We start from the raw sequence: 17886 nt of genomic DNA, 5'->3' as shown, positions 1-17886 counted from the left end.
TCTCCGTCCGCCTTCAGATGCGCGCCTCGATCAGAAATGGCCCCTTGCGCGTGCAGGCGGTCCTGAGAAGCTCGGCAAATCCTTCCGCCGTGTCCGTCGATGCGCCCTCGACGCCCATGCCTGCCGCGAGCCGTACCCAATCGAGCTCTGGATTGTCGAGGTCGAGCATGCGGCGCGCGTTTCGTCCGGGTTCGCCCGCCCCGACATTCTTCAACTCGCCATGCAGGATCTGGTAGCGTCTGTTGGCGAAAATGATGGTCACGACGTCGAGCGCTTCGCGGGCGTGCGTCCACAGCGCCTGCAGCGTGTACATGCCGCTGCCGTCCGCTTGCAGCGTGATGACTTTCCGGTCGGGGCAAGCGATCGCGGCGCCGGCCGCCAGCGGCATGCCGATGCCGATCGCGCCGCCGGTGAGCTGCAGGAAATCATGCGGCTCCGCGCCATAGGTCTTGCCGAAGAAGTCGCGGCCCGAGGAGACCGATTCGTCACAGATGATCGCATCGGCCGGCATATGGTGCGCCAGCGCGATCGCGATCGCGTCGGGCGTGAGCCGGCCCGTCACGGGTTCCGGTCGCATGCGCGGCGCGAGCCTCGGCGCCGGGCCGGCCGTCGCGCCCGACATATCCGCCAGGAGCTCGACCGCCGCGACGATGTCTTCGCCCGGTTCGACGAGTTCGAGGATGCGGCATTCCTCGGGCAGCATGCTGCCCGGCTTGCCCGGATAGGCGAAGAAGCCGACCGGCGCCTTCGCGCCGACCAGCACCGCCTGCTCCGTATCGGCAAGGGCGGCGACCGCCTTGTCGACGACATACGGCACCCGGTCGACCGCGACGCGTCCCGCGCCGCGCTGCATGCGGCTGTTGGATTGCTGGGCGAGAAGGCGCGCACCGGTCCTGGCTGCGATACGGTCGAGCAGTTCGAGTTGCGGCGCGCGCAAGGCCAGGCCGGTCGCGATGAGCGTCGTGCGGCGTCCGTTGCGCAGGGCGTCCGCGGCCGCCCTCACACGCCGGTCGTCCGGGGCGACGGGCGCCGGGAGGGTGACCCTGGCGGGTGGGGCGGCCGATGTCGGGTTCCAGGCTGCGTCGGCGTGGAGGATCAGCGTCGCGATCCCGCCCGGCGCGGTCCGGGCGGCACGGATCGCATCCTCGGTTCTCGCGCCGACGGTTTCGGCGGTCTCCACCCGGCCCACCCAGTTCGACATCGGCCAGGCCAGGGCGTCGATGTCGGTCGTGAGGGGCGCGTCGTATCGGAGGTGGTCGAGCGCGTGCTCGCCGACGATGTTCACCATCGGCGAGTGCGCCCGGCGCGCATTGTGGAGATTGGCCAGACCGTTGGCGAGGCCGGGGCCCAGATGCAACAGCGTCGCGGCGGGCTTGTCCGCCATCCGCGCATAGCCGTCGGCGGCGCCCGTCACGACGCCTTCGAACAGGCCCAGCACGCAACGCATCCTCGGCTGGCGATCGAGCGCGGCGACGAAGTGCATTTCCGACGTGCCTGGATTGGCGAAGCATATGTCGATGTCGTTGGCGAGAAGCGTCTCGCACAGCAGGTCCGCGCCGTTCATGTTCCTCGACTTCCCATCAATCCTTCCGCGCTGTCGCGGATGCGCGACATGTCCGCCCAGGCAGGCGATACCGAATCGGCGAGTTGCGAAAACAGGGCGAACTTGCCGTCGGCATAATCCGCCACCTCTCCGCTCTGCGGTTGAACCACCTCGGCGGCAGCGCCGATCCAGCGTTCGGCGAGGGCCGCGTCGCTTTCCCCGTAAAGGAATTTCGCGCCGATCGCGGCCAGTCCGCGCAGCCCGGCGTGCCCGCTCGGCGGGCGCTGCACCGGCGATCGGGTCACGGTGGCGAGGAAGCGCGCGAAGTTCGTGTCGGCCGCCAGTCCGCCGCCCATCGAAAGCGCGCCGGCGGGCGCGTTCATCATGTCGTGGCTCTTGCGCGCGACGAACGCCAGCGCCTCGCGCGCGGCCCATGCGATCTGTTCGGGTCTGGTCACGGCGGTCAGCCCGACCGCGGCGCCGGCCGCGTCGGGATCCGTGAACGGCGCCCGCTCGCCGCCCGCTTCGAAGAAGGGGTGGAACAACAGCGACGAATAGCTCGGCTCGACCGTTTCCGGCACGCCGGCGAACATGCGTCTGACATGCTGGAGAAACGAAGCGCCGTTGAAGCTCGGATGAAAACAGAGATAGCCATCTCCGAGCACGAACTGCTGGATCATGGCGCCGCCTGGCTGTTCCGGCAGGGCGGATGGGTCGCGCGTATGGCACGCATGGATGGCGCTGGTGCCGAAGATCGACGCGCGCGTCACGCTCGCGCGAATGCCCAATCCCAGGCCGATGAGCGTCGCCTGCACGTCGCCGGGCCCGAGCAGGACCGGCGTCCCGGACAAGAGTCCGGTGGCCTCGGCCGCGCGCCCGGAAAGCGCGGCCCGGCATTCTCCCACGGGGAGAAAATCTGGCAGGAGTTCCGAGCCGCGCGGCAGGTTCAGGAGCCCTGCGACGTCGTCGCGCACGGTTCCGGTCCGCCAGTCGCCCCAGACCGGCAGCGCCGCGCCCGGTTCGCCAAGGAGGCTTCCGGTCAGCGACAGGAACAGCCACTCCTTGAGACGCAGCGCGTGGGCGATCCGATCCAGCCGGCTCGGGTCGTTTCGCGCCAGCCAGAGAAGCTGAACGCTCTGCGAGGCGGCGGTGGGACGCGAGCCCGTGACGGCGCGGATGCGCTCGAGCGTGCCCGCGCCGTCCAGTTCCGCGATGATCGGGCGCGAGCGTCCGTCGAGCCAGGTGAAGGCGCGGCCGACCGGCTGTCCCGCGACGTCGACCGGCCAGAGCCCGTCGCCCTGGCCCGCCACCACGATGCCGCCGACCGTTCCGCCGGCTTGAACGGCGCATGCGCGCAGGACGGCAAGCGCGTCGTCGCGCGTGATCTCCATGTCCTGTTCGACATTCGACCCGTCCCGGCGAAGGGCCCGGTTCTCACGTTCGACCGTGCCCAGCAACCGCCCATGCCGGTCGAAGGCTGCGGCCTTCACGGCAGTGGTGCCTGAGTCGAGGCAGAGCAGGATGGAGTCCATGGCGGCGGATCAGCAGGCCTGGCGCAATCCCTCGAGCGCGGCGGTGCCCTGCTGCCCGTAGGTCTTGAACTTCTCCAGCACGTCGGCGATCTCGCTGTCCGAAAGGATCGGAGGCTCGCCGAGGGGAAGGCACAGCATATATTGCTGCGCAAGCTGCTCCACGGTCACCGCAAGCGCCAGGGCGCGTGCGATCGACACGTGAGCGGCGATGACGCCGTGATGCGCCATCAGGCAGGCCCGCCTTCCTTCCAGCGCCTTGACGACCCTGTCCGCGAGCGCCTGCGATCCGAAGATCTCGTAGGGCGCGCATCGGATGGTCGGGCCGCCGGCCGCGGCGATCGAATAGTGAATGGCGGGGATGTCCTTGTGCAGGATCGACACCGCGGTCGCGTGCGTCGAATGGGTGTGGACCACGGCGTTGAGGTCCGGCCGCGCCCTGAGGATGTCGCGGTGGAAGCGCCATTCGCTCGACGGCAGGACATCGCCCGAAAAGGTAGCGTCCCAGTTCATTGCCACCACATGCTCTGGCGCGAGCTTCTCATAGGGAATGCCGGTGGGCGAGATCAGGAATCCGTCGCCGTAACGGGCACTGATGTTGCCGGCGGTGCCCCTGTTGATCCCCAGCCGGTTCATGCTGCGGCAGGCTTCGATCAGTTCCGTGCGGAGAGCCAGTTCTTCGCTCGTCATGGCGGGTCCGGTCCTTGTTCATTTCGTCGGGTAGAGAGGCGGCCTGCCGTTCAGGATCAAGCCGATATCCGTCGCGATCATGTCTGCCGCCTTCGTCACCGAATAGCGGGAGGCGCCGGCGATGTGCGGCGACAGCGTGACGTTGGGCAGCTTGAGCAGCGGCCAGTTCGCCGGCGGCGGCTCCGGATCGAAAGTGTCGAGCGCTGCACCTTTGAGATGGCCGGAGGCGAGCGCGTCGTAGAGCGCAGCATAGTCCAGGACCTGGCCCCTGGTCGTGTTGACGATATAGGCGCCGGGCTTCATCGATTCGATCTGTGCGCGCCCGATCATGCCCTTTGTCTGTGGCGTCACGCGCGGGTGCAGCGTCACAACGTCGGCCTGGCGCAGGAGTTCGTCGAGCTCGACCTTCCGTATCCCCGCGGCCAGGTCTTCATCCGTGAGCTGCTTGAAGGGATCGGCGACCACGATCCGGCAGCCGAAAGGCCTCAGCAGCCGCGCGACGCGCGTGCCGATGTCGCCGTAGCCGACGATTCCCACGGTCAGCTCGCACAGTTCCGGTCCGGCGTGGTCGAAATGATAGAACTCGCGGCGGAATTCGCCGGCCGCGACGGTCAGGTGCCCGCGGATGATGTTGCGCGTTTCCGCCAGCAGCGATGCGACGGTGAACTCCGCCACAGCCGAGGCGTTGCGTCCCGGCGTGTTGACCACGGTGATGCCGCGGTCGCGGGCCGCCGCCATTTCGACGTTGACGGGCCCGCCGCGCGACACGGCGATGATCTTCAGCTTGGGTGCGCGTTTCAGGCTCTCCGCCGTGATCGGCGCGAGATGGGTGACCAGGATGTCGAGGTCGGCGATGAAGTCGAAATAATGCTCCGGCCGGCCGACGAATTCCGCTACCGGCAGCGACGGATCGAATTTCGTCGACTGGACCTTGAGCGGCCAGTCGAGTTGCATGTGCTTGTATCGGACCGCGCGGCCGGCCAGCCCCTTGCACAGGGCCCGCTCGAAGAAGGCCGGTTGCATGAAGCCGTCGCCGATGATGCCGATCGTCAGTGTGCCGGCATGGGTGATCGCGTTCATGGTCGTCTCACGCCCTCTTCGCTTTCGTTTCCGGATCGAGGCCCGGCAGGACCTCGCGGTAACGCTCGCCGTCAATCGCCAGCTCTTCGAGGATCTCCTCCGTATGCTCGGCGAAGCCCGGAGGGGCCAGCCTGTAGGAGGCCGGCGTTCGGGACATCTTGATCGGGCTTCCGGTGCCGCGATAGGCGCCGATGTCGACCACCATCTCGCGATGCCGCGTATGCGGTTCGGCCACGACCTGGTCGATGGTGCGCACGTCCCCGCACGGCACGCCCGACTTGATGAGCCTGTCCGCGAGCGGCCCGCATTCGAATGCGCGCAACGCCGACTCCAATTCGCTCTTCAGGACGTCCCGGTTGACATTGCGCTCGCCATTCGAGGCGAAGCGCGGATCCCTGGGCAGATCCGGGCGCCCGATGATCTCGCAGAGCGTCGCGAACTGGCGGTTGTTGCCGACGGCGAGGAAGATCGGGTCGGTGCCGGTCTCGAACGTGTCGTAGGGACAGATGTTCGGATGCGCATTGCCCGACGGCTGCGCGACCTTGCCGGAGAGATAATAGTTCGGAAGATGCGGGTGCAGCAGCGAAACGCCGCAATCATAGAGCGTCGTCTCGACGAACTGCCCCTTGCCGCTGCTCGCCCGCTCGTTGAGCGCCATCAGGATGCCGACCACGGCGTTGAGCCCGGTCACCATGTCGACGACCGGAAGACCGACACGCAAGGGTTGCCCGCCGAGCTCGCCATTGACGCTCATGATGCCGGCCGACGCCTGGATGGCCGCGTCGTAGCCGGGCAGGCCGCCCAGCGGACCGTCGGCGCCGAAACCCGAGACGCGGCAATGAACCAGCCGGGGGAAGCGCCGGGTCAGTTCCTCGCGCGTCAGTCCCCAGCGCTCGAGCGTCCCGGTCTTGAAATTCTCGATGAAGACGTCCGCGGTCTCCAGCAGGGCGAGCAGCAGTTCCTGGCCGGCCGGCCGAGCCAGGTCGAGCGCCATGCCGCGCTTGTTGCGGTTGAGGCCGAGGAAGTAGCTCGCTGTTCCGTCGAGGAAAGGCGGTCCCCAGCCGCGCGTCTCGTCGCCGGCCGGCGGCTCGATCTTGATCACGTCAGCGCCATGGTCGGCGAGAACCTGCCCGGCATACGGGCCGCCCAGCACGCGGCTGGCGTCGATCACCTTGAGGCTGGCGAGGGAACCTGCATTGGAAGTCATCAAATCGTCTCGAGCTGATCGGGTTGCTTATGCGGGACGCGCGCGGCCCATATCCTGGTGCATCTGGGCGGCGAATTCCGGATAGGTCTCGGACAGTTCGTCCAGCACGCGGCCGCGCAGCAGGGCGAGCGTCGACGCGTCGGGCAGCTCCGTCTGCGGCGGCCGTTCGCCATGCGCGAACTCGAAGCCGGTTGCCTGCCTCACTTCGGCGAAGTCGTGCCCGGGGTGAACGCTCTCCAGGGCGAAGCCCGGCCGCGTCCGGTCGAATCGGAACAGCGCCTTTCCGGTCAGGAGCGCGTAGGGACCGCCGGTACGATAGACGCCATCGTCGCTCACGCCCGGCGCGCTGACGAAATCGACCTTGTCGACGAAGACCCGAGGCGTGTGCTCCTCGCGGAACAGGATGACGCGCGGAACCACGAAGTAGAGATAGGCCGCGCCGAAGGAACCCGGCCAGCGCACGCTCGAGCGGGGATAGTCGCCGGCGCCCACGAGATTGACGTTGCCGCGGCCGTCGATCTGACCGCCGCCGAGAAAGAAGGCGTCGATTCGCCCCTGGCCGGCGCAATCGAACAGCTCCGTCGAGCCGTTGGTGAAGAAGTTGTGCTCGACGGAGCCGAGGACGGAGATGCGCACCGCGGGGGCGCCCATCTTTTCCTTCAGGGCGCGAAGAAGCATCGCGCCTGCGGCCGGCATGGGGGAGGATGCGCCGACCGCAACATGGCGGACTCCGTCGAGCAGTCGCGCGATGGTGCAGATCAGCACCTCGCGGGGGAGAACTTCCTTCATTGCACGGGCTCCGTCTGTGCCCGCGCCATATAGTCGGCGAAACCTTCCGCCGTTCTGGCTGCCTTCGCGTAGCGCAGGATCTCGCCGGTGTCGGTCTGGTATTCGCCCCACAAACCATACGGCCATGCGCCCTTCTGCGCGACCGCGACCTCCGTCACATAGAGGGCGGGCAGGGTGCCGGCGGCGGTCGTCTCGTTGCCGAGAAGGCTGCCCTCGACCAGGCGTTCGACTGTGACGAGGGTTGTCCGCGAGGCGTAGGCCATTGCCGCGAGCTCGCGCCGCCGTCCGATCCAGACATTGCCGTGGCGGTCGGCCATCGGCGCATGGAACACCGCGACATCAGGCGTGATCGCGGGGATCAGCACGATCGGGTCCGGGGCTCCGGCGAAGGGGTTGTCGATCACGCGCCAGTCGTCCCTGTAGCGCAGCACGTCGGTGCCGATCAGGCCCCGGAGCGGGACGAAGGGACTGCCCTTCTGCGCCGCCATCAGGCCGGCATGGATCGCCGGGCACGTCGCGTCCCTGAGCCGGATGGCGCCGTCTTTCACCGCCTGGTTGAAGCGGGGAGCGCCGCCGGCCTCGCCAAGCGACACCGCGCTGGTCTCGACCGACCTGACGAGGCCCGCGCCGACGAGCTGGTCGACCTGCAGCCCGCCGGTCGGCACGCAGACGAGATCCAGGTCGCCCGCGCCATGCTCGATGATGGGCTGCGTCATCGCCATGGAAACGCCGGCATAGTCGACCGGCAGCGCAATGCGCATGCCCGGCTCGATGTGCTTCGCCAGTTTGCGAAGGTCGCTCGACACCCTGCTCCTCCCGTGTCACGCCGCCGGCACATAAGAGTTTCCCGGCGCGCCCCGCGTGTTCTATAATACAGAACAGCTTTCTGAAAATCAGGGTAGTCGGAGCATGGCGATCCTGTCAATGCGATTTCGCTCGTGCTGTGCCGACGGCGGTCCGAATGGATTGGACCACGAAAGGGATCGACGTTCGGCGCAGCCAGGCACTTGACAAGTCGGCGCATCGGTTCAAGGATTATGGAATGCTGTTCTATATTGTAGAACACAGGGAGGAAACAGATGGGTGAAACGGTGGCCATCCGCGCCGGTCGGAGCGCAGGCGCGTCGGCACGGTCGTCCCAGGTCGCGGAAACTTCCGCCCGCAGCGTGATCGGGTCGAAGATCGCGATCCGCGAGGCCGCGAAGAGCTTCGGCGGTTTTCACGCCGTCGATCGCATCAGCCTCGACATCGAGCCGGGCGAGTTCATCACCTTGCTCGGGCCGTCGGGAAGCGGAAAGACCACGCTCCTCAACCTGCTCGCGGGATTTCAGGCGCTGGATAGCGGCGAGATCCTGGTCGACGACCGGCCGATCCACAACGTGCCCACCCACAAGCGCGGCTTCGGCATGGTGTTCCAGAGCTACGCCTTGTTCCCCAACATGACCGTGACGCAGAACGTCGCCTTCCCGCTGCGCATGGCCGGCGTCGATCGCGCTACGACCGAGCGCCGCGTCGCCGAGACGCTGGAGATCATGCGTCTGTCCGACCATGCCCGGAAGATGCCTTCGCAGATGTCGGGCGGCCAGCAGCAGCGGGTCGCGATCGCCCGCGCCATCGTCATGCGGCCGCGAGTGGTCCTGATGGACGAGCCGCTCAGCGCTCTCGACAGACGGCTGCGCGAATCGATCCAGATCGAGATCCGCGACCTGCATCAGACGATCGGCAGCACGATCCTCTTCGTCACGCACGACCAGGGCGAGGCGCTCACCATGAGCGACCGCATCGCCGTGCTGGACGCGGGCAAGATCGTACAGATCGGCCGCCCGGCGGAGATCTACCGCCATCCGGTGAACCGCTTCGTGGCCTCCTTCGTCGGCGAGAGCAACCTGATCGAAGCCGACATCGTGCAGAAGCGCGGCACGACGATGACGCTCAGGAACCGGGCGGGTTACGTCTTCAACGCGGAGAGCCGCGACGCGATCGACGTGGGGCGCGCGACGGTGCTGGTGCGGCCGGAACGCATCGCGATCTCGGACGAAGCCAATGCCGGCTCTGCCCCGGTGACCGTCACGTCGGCCCTGTTCCTCGGCGAAGTCCTGCGCATCGAGGCGCGGATGGAGGGCGGGGAAACGTTGTTGATCCGCTGCTCCGACACCGCCCAGCGGTCACTGCCGGCCGTCGGCGACACGCTCCATGTGAGCTGGGGCGCCGACGACTGCTGGGTGCTGTCATGACAGCCGCTTCGATCGGCATGGAACCGGCGCGCGGCGGCGCGCTTGCAGGGCGGCTGAGAGACCCGGCGATACTGCTCATTCCAGCGGCGGCCTTCCTCGCCTTCTTCTATGTGCTTCCGCTCATCGATCTCACCCGCATCAGCGTCAGCGGCCCGACCTGGTCCGCTTTCTTCGAGCGGGTCTTCGCCGTGCCGCTCTACTGGGACTCCCTCTTGCGCACGATGCAGATCTCGGTCACCGTCGCCTGCCTGTGCCTGCTGTTCGGCTACCCGACTGCGCTGCTCATCCACCGGACCCGCGGCATTGCGCAGCTCCTCATCGCGACCGCGGTCGTATTGCCCTATTTCATCGCCATTCTCATCCGCACTTATGCATGGATGGTGCTGCTCGGGCGCAACGGCCCGGTCAACAAGCTGCTCGTCGGGCTCGGCATCCTGAGCGAGCCGGCGCAGCTTCTCTTCACCCGCGGCACGGTGTTCCTCGGCATGACGGCCGTGCTTCTGCCGCTGATGGTGCTCACCATCTATTCCAGCGTCGCCCGCCTCGACCAGAGCCTGACCCGCGCCGCACTCGCGAGCGGCGCAGGACCGATCGCCGTGTTCTGGCGCGTGCTCCTGCCGCTCACGCTCCCCGGCATCGGCGCCGGGTTCCTGCTGGTCTTCGTCGCCGCGCTCGGCTTCTTCATCACGCCGACCCTGCTCGGCGGACCCGGCGACCAGATGTTCGCCATGCACATCTCGCAGCAGGCCGATTCCGTTACGTCGGAAGGCTTTCTCCAGGCGCTCGGCGTCGTGCTGCTGGTGATCACGCTGGTCGTGGTCGGCGTCGCGGGACATTTCCTGGGTTTCGAGTTCATCTGGGGTGGAGGCAAGCTGGCCAACAAGGCTTCCGCCAAAACCGTGTCGCGGGCCGGCGACGCCGATGGCGGCGGGCGCACGCTCGCCATGCTGCTCGCGGATGCGATCGGCTGGCCGCTGCTGAGACTGTTCGGCCGGCTGCCGGCCGGCTTCGGCACCTGGACGGTGTGGCTCATGGGCGGCCTCGTGATCGCCGTCCTCATCCTGCCGCTCGTCGTCGTCATGATCATCTCGTTCAGCAGCGCAAGCTATCTGACCTTTCCTCCCCCCGGCATTTCGCTGCGCTGGTACGAGAAGTTCTTCTCCGACTCCAACTGGATGGCTGCGTTCTGGAACTCGCTCCAGGTCGCCGCGCTGTCGGCCTGCATCGCCGTCGCGCTCGGCACCTCCGCCGCGATGGGAATCGTGCGCAGCAGCATCCGCGGCAAGTCCGCGATCATGCTGCTTGTCGTCAGCCCCGTCATCGTGCCGCCGGTCGTGCTCGGCCTGTCGCTCTACAGCCTGTTCCTGCGCTTCGACCTGACCGGCACCGTGGCGGGACTTGCGGCCGCGCACGCGATCGGCGGTCTGCCGATCGTCGTGGTGATCCTGTCCGCGGCCCTGCAAGCCGTCGATCCGAAGCTCGAGCAGGCGGCGGGGGTGCACGGCGCGTCGCCCTTGACGGTGTTCCGCACGGTAACGCTGCCGGCGATCGTCCCGGGCCTGGCGGCCGCGAGTTTCTTCGCCTTCCTGCACTCCTTCGACGAGCTGGTTCTTTCGCTCTTCCTGTCGAGTGCGCAACTGAAGACCCTCCCGCTCATGCTGTGGGCGGACATCAACTATCAGCTCAATCCGGTGCTGGCGGTGGTCTCGACGCTCGAGGTGCTGCTGGTGGTGGGAGGAATAGCCCTTGCGCGGCCGGTGTTGGCCCGATCGCGCGCGGGTGTCTGAGATTTAGGTCAACCCAAGTGGAGGAGAATGACATGCTGGGCATGACAAGACTTCGAAATTCCGCATCCCTTCTGGTCTCGGCCATCGTTGTGGCGGCCGGCGTCGGCGTCGCGGCCGCGCAGGAGGACGTCGTCATCATGCAGGATCCGGGCGGCGGCTATGGCGAGGCGCTGCGCAAGGTTATGTACGATCCGTTCGAGAAGGAGACCGGCATCAAGGTCGTCACCGTTCAGGAGGCCCGCAGCGGCCCCAAGATCAAGGTCCAGGCGGAGGCCGGCAAGGCGGAGTGGGACCTGACCTTCATCTTCGACCAGGAAACGAAGCTGCTGGGAGATTGCTGCCTCGAGGACATCGACTATTCGAAGCTTTCGGAGCCGGCGCAGAAGACGCTGGCCGCGATGCCGGACAACCTCAAGCGCAAGAAGGGCGTCGCCCTGCAGGTGATCGGCGTGGGCCTTGTCTACAACAAGGAGAAATTCACCGGCGAGAACGTGCCGAAGAGCTGGGCGGACTTCTGGAACGTGGAGAAGTTCCCCGGCCGCCGCTGCCTCCCTGCCTGGCCGCGCTTCGTCTTCGAGGCGGCCCTGATGGCCGACGGGGTGGAGAAGGACAAGCTCTATCCGATCGACATGGAAAGAGCGCTGAAGAAGGTCGCGGAAATCAAGCCGCACGTCGCCAAGTGGTGGACGACCTCGGCCCAGCCGCCGCAGCTCATGCTCGATGGCGAGGCCGACATGTGCATGGCCTACACCGGCTCCATGAGCAAGCTGGCGCTCGAAGGAGCGCCGGTCGAGCTGGAGTGGAACCAGGGCTTCGTCTACTATGATTTCTTCTCGGTCCCGAAAGGCGCGCCGCATTACGACAACGCGCTGAAGCTGCTTTCCTGGCGGCTTGATCCGCAGCGCGCCGCCGAGCTCACCTCGACCTTCCCTGTCGCCTTGCCGTCGCCGGTCGTGTTCGAAGCGGCCGATCCGGAGATCAGCATCTACTGGGCCAACAATCCCAAGAACGTGTCGCGCGCCATCGAATGGAGCCCGGACTATTGGGGCGGGCCGTCGCCCGCCGGCAACTCGACGAACGAGGAATTCGGCCAGGAGAAGCTGAACGCGCTGCTGGCGCAGTAGCCGGATCCGTCAGTCCGGCGGCCGCGATCTCCGAGGGGCTCGCGGCCGTCTCTCTTCCCGGCCTTCGCGGACTATGGCTTTCCCGGCTGTCATGCTAAGGGGCGATTTTCAGTCAGATGGTGCAATGGACAAGGCTTTCATCAAAGGACTTCGTCTCATCGAGACGCTCGCACTGAGCGAACAGCCGCGCGGGATCACCGACCTCGCCGCCGAGCTGAAATTCACCAAGAGCAACGTGCACCGGTTGCTGACGACGCTCCAATCCCAAGGCTATGTGCGGCAGCTCCCGCAGAACAGCACCTATGAGCTGACCACCAGGATGTGGGAACTCGGCAGCCATGTGATGCGCCGGGTCGATCTCATCAACGTGGCGCGTCCGGCCATGACGAAGCTTGCCGAAATCACCGGCGAGACCATCCATCTGTCTGTGCTGGACGACACCGACGTCATCTATGTCGACAAGATCGAGGGCGCGCATCACATCCGCGCCCATACCAGCGTCGGAGCCCGCGCCCCGGCCTACACGGTCGCCACGGGCAAGGCCATGCTGGCGCAACTGCCCGACACCTATCTCGAAAGGTTCCGCCCCCTTCTTGAGCGCTACACCGACACCACGCGCACCACGATCGAGGAGTTGCGGGAGGATATCGAGCAGGCGCGCGGGCAGGGCTACGCCTCGGTGCTCCATGGCGAATGGCGCGAAGGCATCGCGGCCTGCGCCTGCGCCATACTCGGCAGGTCCGGCGAACTGGCCGGCGCGATCGGCATGTCGGGACCGGATTCGCGCATCAAGCGCAAGCAGATCAAGGAATATTCCGTGCATGTGATGGAAGCCGCCAGGACTATTGCCATGGCCCTCGGCTACACCAGGCGCGATTGACGCTCCAGGCGGATATTCTCCGCAACGCTCCACCCACCAGGAAGACCGAGATGACGATTGCCTATCCGGACACACGCCTTCATATCGACGGCGCATGGCGCGACAGCGTCGACGGCCGCACGATCGACGTCACCGATCCCGCGACGGGAACCGTGATCGGCAAGGTCGCCCACGCAGGTCGCGGCGATCTCGACGAGGCGCTCGCGGCGGCGGAAAAGGGCTTCACGACGTGGAGCGCCACGGGAGCGTTCGACCGCTACAAGCTGATGCGCAGGGCGGCCGATCTGCTGCGCTCACGCGCGGACGCGATCGCGGCGATCATGACCCTCGAGCAGGGCAAGCCGGTTGCCGAGGCGCGCTCGGAGGTGATGAGCGGCGCCGACATCATCGACTGGTTCGCGGAGGAAGCGCGCCGCGCCTACGGCCAGGTGATCCCGGCGCGCGTCGGCGGCGTCATGCAGATCGCCATGAAGCTCCCGGTCGGGCCGGTCGCCGCGTTCACCCCCTGGAATTTCCCGATCAACCAGGTCGTGCGCAAGCTCTCCGCCGCGCTGGCCGCCGGCTGCTCGATCATCGTCAAGGCGCCCGAGGAAACGCCGGCCTCGCCGGCCGAACTCATCCGCGCCTTCGTCGACGCCGGAGTGCCCGCCGGCACGATCAACCTCATCTACGGCGTGCCGGCCGAGATTTCCGAATATCTGATCCCGCATCCGGTCATCCGCAAGATCTCGTTCACCGGCTCGACGCCGGTGGGCAAGCATCTCGCCGCGCTCGCCGGCAGGCACATGAAGCGGGTGACGATGGAACTCGGCGGCCACGCGCCGGCGATCGTGTTCGACGATGCCGACATCGGCAAGGCGGTCAAGGTCCTCTCGGGCAGCAAGTTCCGCAATGCCGGGCAGATCTGCATCGCGCCGACGCGTTTCCTCATCCAGGACCGCGTCTATGAAGAATTCCTCGACGGGATCACACGCGCCGCCAAGGCGATCAAGGTCGGCAACGGTCTCGACCCGGAGACCCAGATGGGGCCGCTCGCCAACGAGCGCCGCATTCCCGCGCTGGAGGAACTGGTCAACGACGCGGTGGCGCACGGCGCCAGGGTGACCGCGGGCGGTCGGCGGATCGGCAATGTCGGAAACTTTTTCGAGCCGACGGTCGTCGCGCATGCACCGACCGGGTCGCGGATCATGAACGAGGAGCCGTTCGGGCCGGTGGCGATCGTCAACCGCTTCTCGACCCTGGACGAGGTGATCGAGGAAGCGAACCGGCTGCCCTTCGGCCTCGCGTCCTACGCCTTCAGCCGCTCGGCAGAGACGATCCGAGCGCTCGGCCTGCGGATCGATGCCGGCATGACCTCGATCAATCACAACGGTCTTGCGCTGCCGGAAGTGCCATTTGGCGGCGTCCGGGATTCGGGCTACGGCACCGAAGGCGGGTCGGAAGCGATCGAAGCCTATCTCGTCACCAAATATGTGACGGAGATGGCGGCATAGCCGCCATCGACGGAATGCCTTCGTTCGCCATGTCATGAGGCCCGCGCAAATGGACGTCGATGCCCAGCCCTCAGCCGGCGCCAACCCGGCTCTTCTGGACCGGCTGTCCGGAGCGTTGCCGCGAAATGGGCTGCAGGTGGGCGACGCCATTGATCCGCGCTACCAGGAGGACCGGCGCGGCAGGTTCTCGGCACGGCCCCGCTTCGTCCTGCGTCCCGGCTCCACGGAAGAGCTGGCGACATGCCTTTCCGCCTGCAATTCCTTTGCGCAGCCGCTTGTCGTGCACGGGGGGCGAACCGGCCTTTCCGGCGCTCACCGCATTGTCGAAGGCGAAGCGGTCCTGTCGACGGAAAGGATGACAGCGCTCGACGAGATCCGGCGCGAGAGCGCGACCGTGGTGGCCTCGGCCGGAACGCCGCTGCAGGCCGTTCAGGAAGCAGCGGACATGGCCGGCTATCTCTTCGGCGTCGACATCGGCTCCCGGGGGACAGCCACGGTCGGCGGCAACGTCGCGACCAACGCAGGCGGCATCCGCGTTTTGCGCTACGGCATGTTCCGGGCCCAGGTGGCAGGGCTCGAAACCGTGCTGGCCGACGGCACGGTCGTTTCCTCGATGCGCGGGCTGGACAAGGACAATGCCGGCTATGATCTGAACCAGCTATTCGTCGGCAGCGATGGCACGCTTGGCGTCGTTTCCCGGGCGCTCCTGCGGCTGCATCCAAAGCCCACGGCCGAAGCGAACGCGCTTCTGGCGGTGCCGACCTTCCCCGCTGCGGTGGAACTTCTCGGCTTGCTGCGGCGGCGGATGGGATCGGCCCTGTCGGCCTTCGAACTGATGCTGCCGCGGGCGTTCGACGGTGTCGTCGCCTATCTCGGCATGCCGCGCCCTGTTGGCGCGAATGCTCCTTTTTACGTCCTTGCCGAGGTGCAGTCGGCTTTGGACGACGGGATTGTTGACAGCTTCGCCGCATGCCTGATGGAGGCGCTTGAAGGCAAGCTGGCCATCGACGCGGTCGTTTCGCAATCGCCGCGCGAGTTCCAGTCACTTTGGACCATGCGCGATTCCTGCGCCGACTACGTGCGGACGCTCGACCATATTCTCGGATGCGACATCAGCGTCCCCCTGCATCGGATGGAATCGTTTCTCGGCGCAAGCCGGTCGGCACTTCGTGCGATCGATCCCTCAATCGATTTCATCGTCTTCGGGCATCTTGGCGACGGCAATCTTCACTATGTGGTGCGCACCCAGATGCGCAGTCCCGTGGCCGACGCCATCTATGGCATGGTTGCCGCGCATGGCGGCTCGATATCCGCCGAGCATGGCATTGGCGTGGACAAGAAGCCGTGGCTTCATCTTTCGCGGAGCGAGGCCGAGCTCGAAACGATGCGCCGTCTCAAGGCCGCGCTGGACCCGAATGCCATCCTGAATCGCGGCCGAATCTTCGACAGTGGGCGCCTCTGAGCGGCGACGCGTAGCGCCGGATAACGGAGATGATTGCCGCTACGCGAGCAGCATTCCTCCGGAATCGGAATCTTCGTATGGGAGAATGACGCTTTCTCGGCGGCCGGCGCCCTGGCTGGTCATCCCCGGCAGGCAGGTCGAAGCGGCCTCAAGCATGTCCCCCGAAAGCGTGCCGCACGCGATGGAGTGCTGCTGGCATCAGTCCTTCTTGAACATGATGCGGCCGAGCCATCCCGTGACAATGGCGAGGGCCACGGCGAACAGGCCGTAGAGGAAGCCGTAGTCGTTGGCGGCGCGGAACAGCGATTGCTCGAAGCCCGATTTCACGATGGCCAGATGCGCCGAAGTTTCCCTGATGAAGGCGCCGTTGCGGAACAGGAAGGCGCGCGCCCGGTGCGTGCCGACCGGCACGTTCGGCGCCAGCGCCAGTGTCGCGCGGAACAGGTTCTGCGACAGGAACTGCACGCCGCCGACACGTTCGCTGAAGAGGCCGGTCGCCTTCTTGCGCTCGCGCAGCGCCTTGGTGAACTCCTGGATGGTGGCCGGATTGTCCGTCGGGTCGAGCGGCTCGATATAGAGATTGTTGGCGCCGAGCGCGAGTTGCCTGTAGGTCTTTGGTTCGGTGATGTCCTGGAGCTGCCGTGTCGTCGCGACCGAATAGGAGACCGGCACGTTGACGAAGGTCTCCGATTCCGCGTTGATCCACATGCCGAGGATCCGGTCCTTGCGGCGCACTACCACCGGGCGCGCGGGGCCCTCAAGCACGACGATCACATCGTAGCGGCCCTGCCGGCTGATCAGCGGGTCGGCATTGTCGAGCGCGCCGAAGATGGTGAGGTCGGCCCCGGCGAAGTCGGCCGTGATCGATATCCTGTCGGTTGAAAGCCCGATTTCGATGTTTTCGGGATTGGCGTCCTGCGCCGCGGCGGTCGGGGGCGCGAAGGCAAGGAGGGCGGCGACCGCGATCACCCGCCGAAATGCTGCAGCGTCGGTGCGCTTGTGCTGCGGGGTCGCGGCCATGCCTCAGCCCTCGCCCAGGCTGGCGAGCGAATAGAGGCTGGCCGGCCGCACGAAGAGGTCGAAGGCGAGCCTCAGGGCGACCGCGAGCACCAGCAGCGCCAGCAGCGCGCGAAGCTGCTCGCCCCGCAGCCGCTGCCCGGCACGCGCGCCATATTGCGCGCCGGCGACGCCGCCGACCATCAGCACGAAAGCGAGGATCACGTCGACGGTCTGGTTGGCGGTGGAATGCACGATGGTGGTGTAGGCCGCCACGAAGATGATCTGGAACAGCGAGGTCCCGACGACGACATTGGTCGGCACCTTGAGCAGGTAGATCAGCGCCGGCACCATGATGAAGCCGCCGCCCACGCCCATGATCGCGGCCAGGAAGCCGATGCCTGCACCGATGCCGAGCACGGGTATGACGCTGACGAAGAGCTTCGAGGTGCGGAAGCGCATCTTCAGCGGCAGGCGGTGGATCCAGTTGTGCTGCCCTGATTTCTTCAGGGTCGGAAGCGCCCCGCTGCGCACGCGGCGCAATGCATTGACGCTTTCGACCAGCATCAGCCCCCCGACGATGCCGAGGAAGGCGACATAGAAGATCGAGATGAACAGGTCGAGCTGGCCGAGGCTGCGCAGGAACGCGAAGACCATGGCGCCGAACGTCGAGCCGACGATGCCGCCGGCGAGCAGCACCGTGCCGAGCTTGATATCGAGCGTGCCTCGTTTGAAATGCGCGAGCGCACCGGAGAAGGACGAGGCGATCACCTGGTTCGCGCCGGTCGCGACCGCGATGGCGGGCGGGATGTTGTAGAAGATGAGGAGCGGCGTGATCAGAAAACCGCCGCCCACGCCGAACATGCCGGACAGGAACCCCACCGCGGCGCCCATGGCGAGCAGCACGAAGACGTTGACCGACATTTCCGCGATCGGGAGATAGATGCCCACCCGTCTTACTCGACTTTTGTCTGCTGCCCCGGAATCCCGTTCCCAATGAGGCACTTGCCGTGAAATTCTGGCTGTTCTTGGGCCGACGAGACCTTGAAGTCAAACGACATTCGGCCATGAG

Annotated in this window: 15 protein-coding genes; 6 read left to right on the top strand and 9 right to left on the bottom strand. The window is 66.6% G+C overall.

Features of this window, described 5'->3' with window-relative positions; genetic code table 11:
• Positions 1-13: 13 nt before the first annotated feature.
• From JN280_RS35955 to JN280_RS35925, 7 genes are read right to left on the bottom strand one after another with little or no spacing between them, the layout of a single operon-like run.
• Positions 14-1564, bottom strand: a complete 1551-nt coding sequence (locus tag JN280_RS35955; RefSeq protein ID WP_202308947.1) for an acetolactate synthase large subunit — start codon at positions 1562-1564, stop codon at positions 14-16.
• Entirely contained in the window at positions 1561-3075 is a 1515-nt protein-coding gene (locus JN280_RS35950; RefSeq protein ID WP_202308946.1) for an FGGY family carbohydrate kinase, read from the bottom strand. The genes JN280_RS35955 and JN280_RS35950 overlap by 4 nt, the downstream gene beginning before the upstream one ends.
• Before the next feature lie 9 nt (positions 3076-3084).
• Complete coding sequence (locus JN280_RS35945) at positions 3085-3762, bottom strand: L-fuculose-phosphate aldolase (RefSeq protein ID WP_202308945.1); 678 nt, start codon at positions 3760-3762, stop codon at positions 3085-3087.
• 18 nt (positions 3763-3780) lie between these two features.
• Positions 3781-4842, bottom strand: coding sequence for a 2-hydroxyacid dehydrogenase (locus JN280_RS35940; RefSeq protein ID WP_202308944.1), 1062 nt, complete (start codon positions 4840-4842; stop codon positions 3781-3783).
• 7 nt (positions 4843-4849) lie between these two features.
• Positions 4850-6049, bottom strand: coding sequence for a CaiB/BaiF CoA transferase family protein (locus JN280_RS35935; RefSeq protein WP_202308943.1), 1200 nt, complete (start codon positions 6047-6049; stop codon positions 4850-4852).
• 27 nt (positions 6050-6076) lie between these two features.
• Positions 6077-6838: a CoA transferase gene (locus JN280_RS35930; RefSeq protein ID WP_202308942.1), complete on the bottom strand. Its 762-nt coding sequence runs from the start codon at positions 6836-6838 to the stop codon at positions 6077-6079.
• The gene (locus tag JN280_RS35925) at positions 6835-7644 is read right to left on the bottom strand and encodes a CoA transferase subunit A (RefSeq protein WP_202308941.1); all 810 of its coding nucleotides are present in this window, start codon (positions 7642-7644) and stop codon (positions 6835-6837) included. Before JN280_RS35925 ends, JN280_RS35930 begins: the two co-directional genes overlap by 4 nt.
• Before the next feature lie 273 nt (positions 7645-7917).
• Between JN280_RS35925 and JN280_RS35920 the strand changes: the two genes are divergently transcribed.
• The 6 genes from JN280_RS35920 (at position 7918) to JN280_RS35895 (ending at position 15818) form a co-directional block, all read left to right on the top strand.
• A complete protein-coding gene (locus JN280_RS35920; RefSeq protein ID WP_202308940.1) occupies positions 7918-9072 on the top strand; it encodes an ABC transporter ATP-binding protein in 1155 nt (384 codons plus the stop codon).
• Positions 9069-10859, top strand: coding sequence for an ABC transporter permease subunit (locus JN280_RS35915; RefSeq protein ID WP_202308939.1), 1791 nt, complete (start codon positions 9069-9071; stop codon positions 10857-10859). Before JN280_RS35920 ends, JN280_RS35915 begins: the two co-directional genes overlap by 4 nt.
• A gap of 32 nt (positions 10860-10891) precedes the next feature.
• Entirely contained in the window at positions 10892-11983 is a 1092-nt protein-coding gene (locus JN280_RS35910; RefSeq protein WP_202308938.1) for an extracellular solute-binding protein, read from the top strand.
• Positions 11984-12107: 124 nt separating this feature from the next.
• Positions 12108-12863 carry an IclR family transcriptional regulator gene (locus JN280_RS35905; RefSeq protein ID WP_202308937.1) on the top strand — a complete coding sequence of 252 codons (756 nt, stop codon included), beginning with the start codon at positions 12108-12110 and terminating at the stop codon, positions 12861-12863.
• 50 nt (positions 12864-12913) lie between these two features.
• Entirely contained in the window at positions 12914-14356 is a 1443-nt protein-coding gene (locus tag JN280_RS35900; protein ID WP_202308936.1) for an NAD-dependent succinate-semialdehyde dehydrogenase, read from the top strand.
• Positions 14357-14405: 49 nt separating this feature from the next.
• Complete coding sequence (locus JN280_RS35895; RefSeq protein WP_202308935.1) at positions 14406-15818, top strand: FAD-binding oxidoreductase; 1413 nt, start codon at positions 14406-14408, stop codon at positions 15816-15818.
• Between the two features lie 198 nt (positions 15819-16016).
• Here the strand turns inward: JN280_RS35895 and JN280_RS35890 are convergent, their stop codons facing one another.
• On the bottom strand, positions 16017-16838 hold the full coding sequence (locus tag JN280_RS35890; protein WP_202308934.1) for a TIGR02186 family protein: 822 nt from the start codon (positions 16836-16838) through the stop codon (positions 16017-16019).
• 3 nt (positions 16839-16841) lie between these two features.
• A complete protein-coding gene (locus JN280_RS35885; protein ID WP_202308933.1) occupies positions 16842-17765 on the bottom strand; it encodes a sulfite exporter TauE/SafE family protein in 924 nt (307 codons plus the stop codon).
• Positions 17766-17886: the final 121 nt, after the last annotated feature.

The organism is Mesorhizobium sp. L-8-10, assembly GCF_016756635.1.
Classification (GTDB): domain Bacteria; phylum Pseudomonadota; class Alphaproteobacteria; order Rhizobiales; family Rhizobiaceae.
This window is presented reverse-complemented; position numbering and strand designations above follow the sequence as displayed.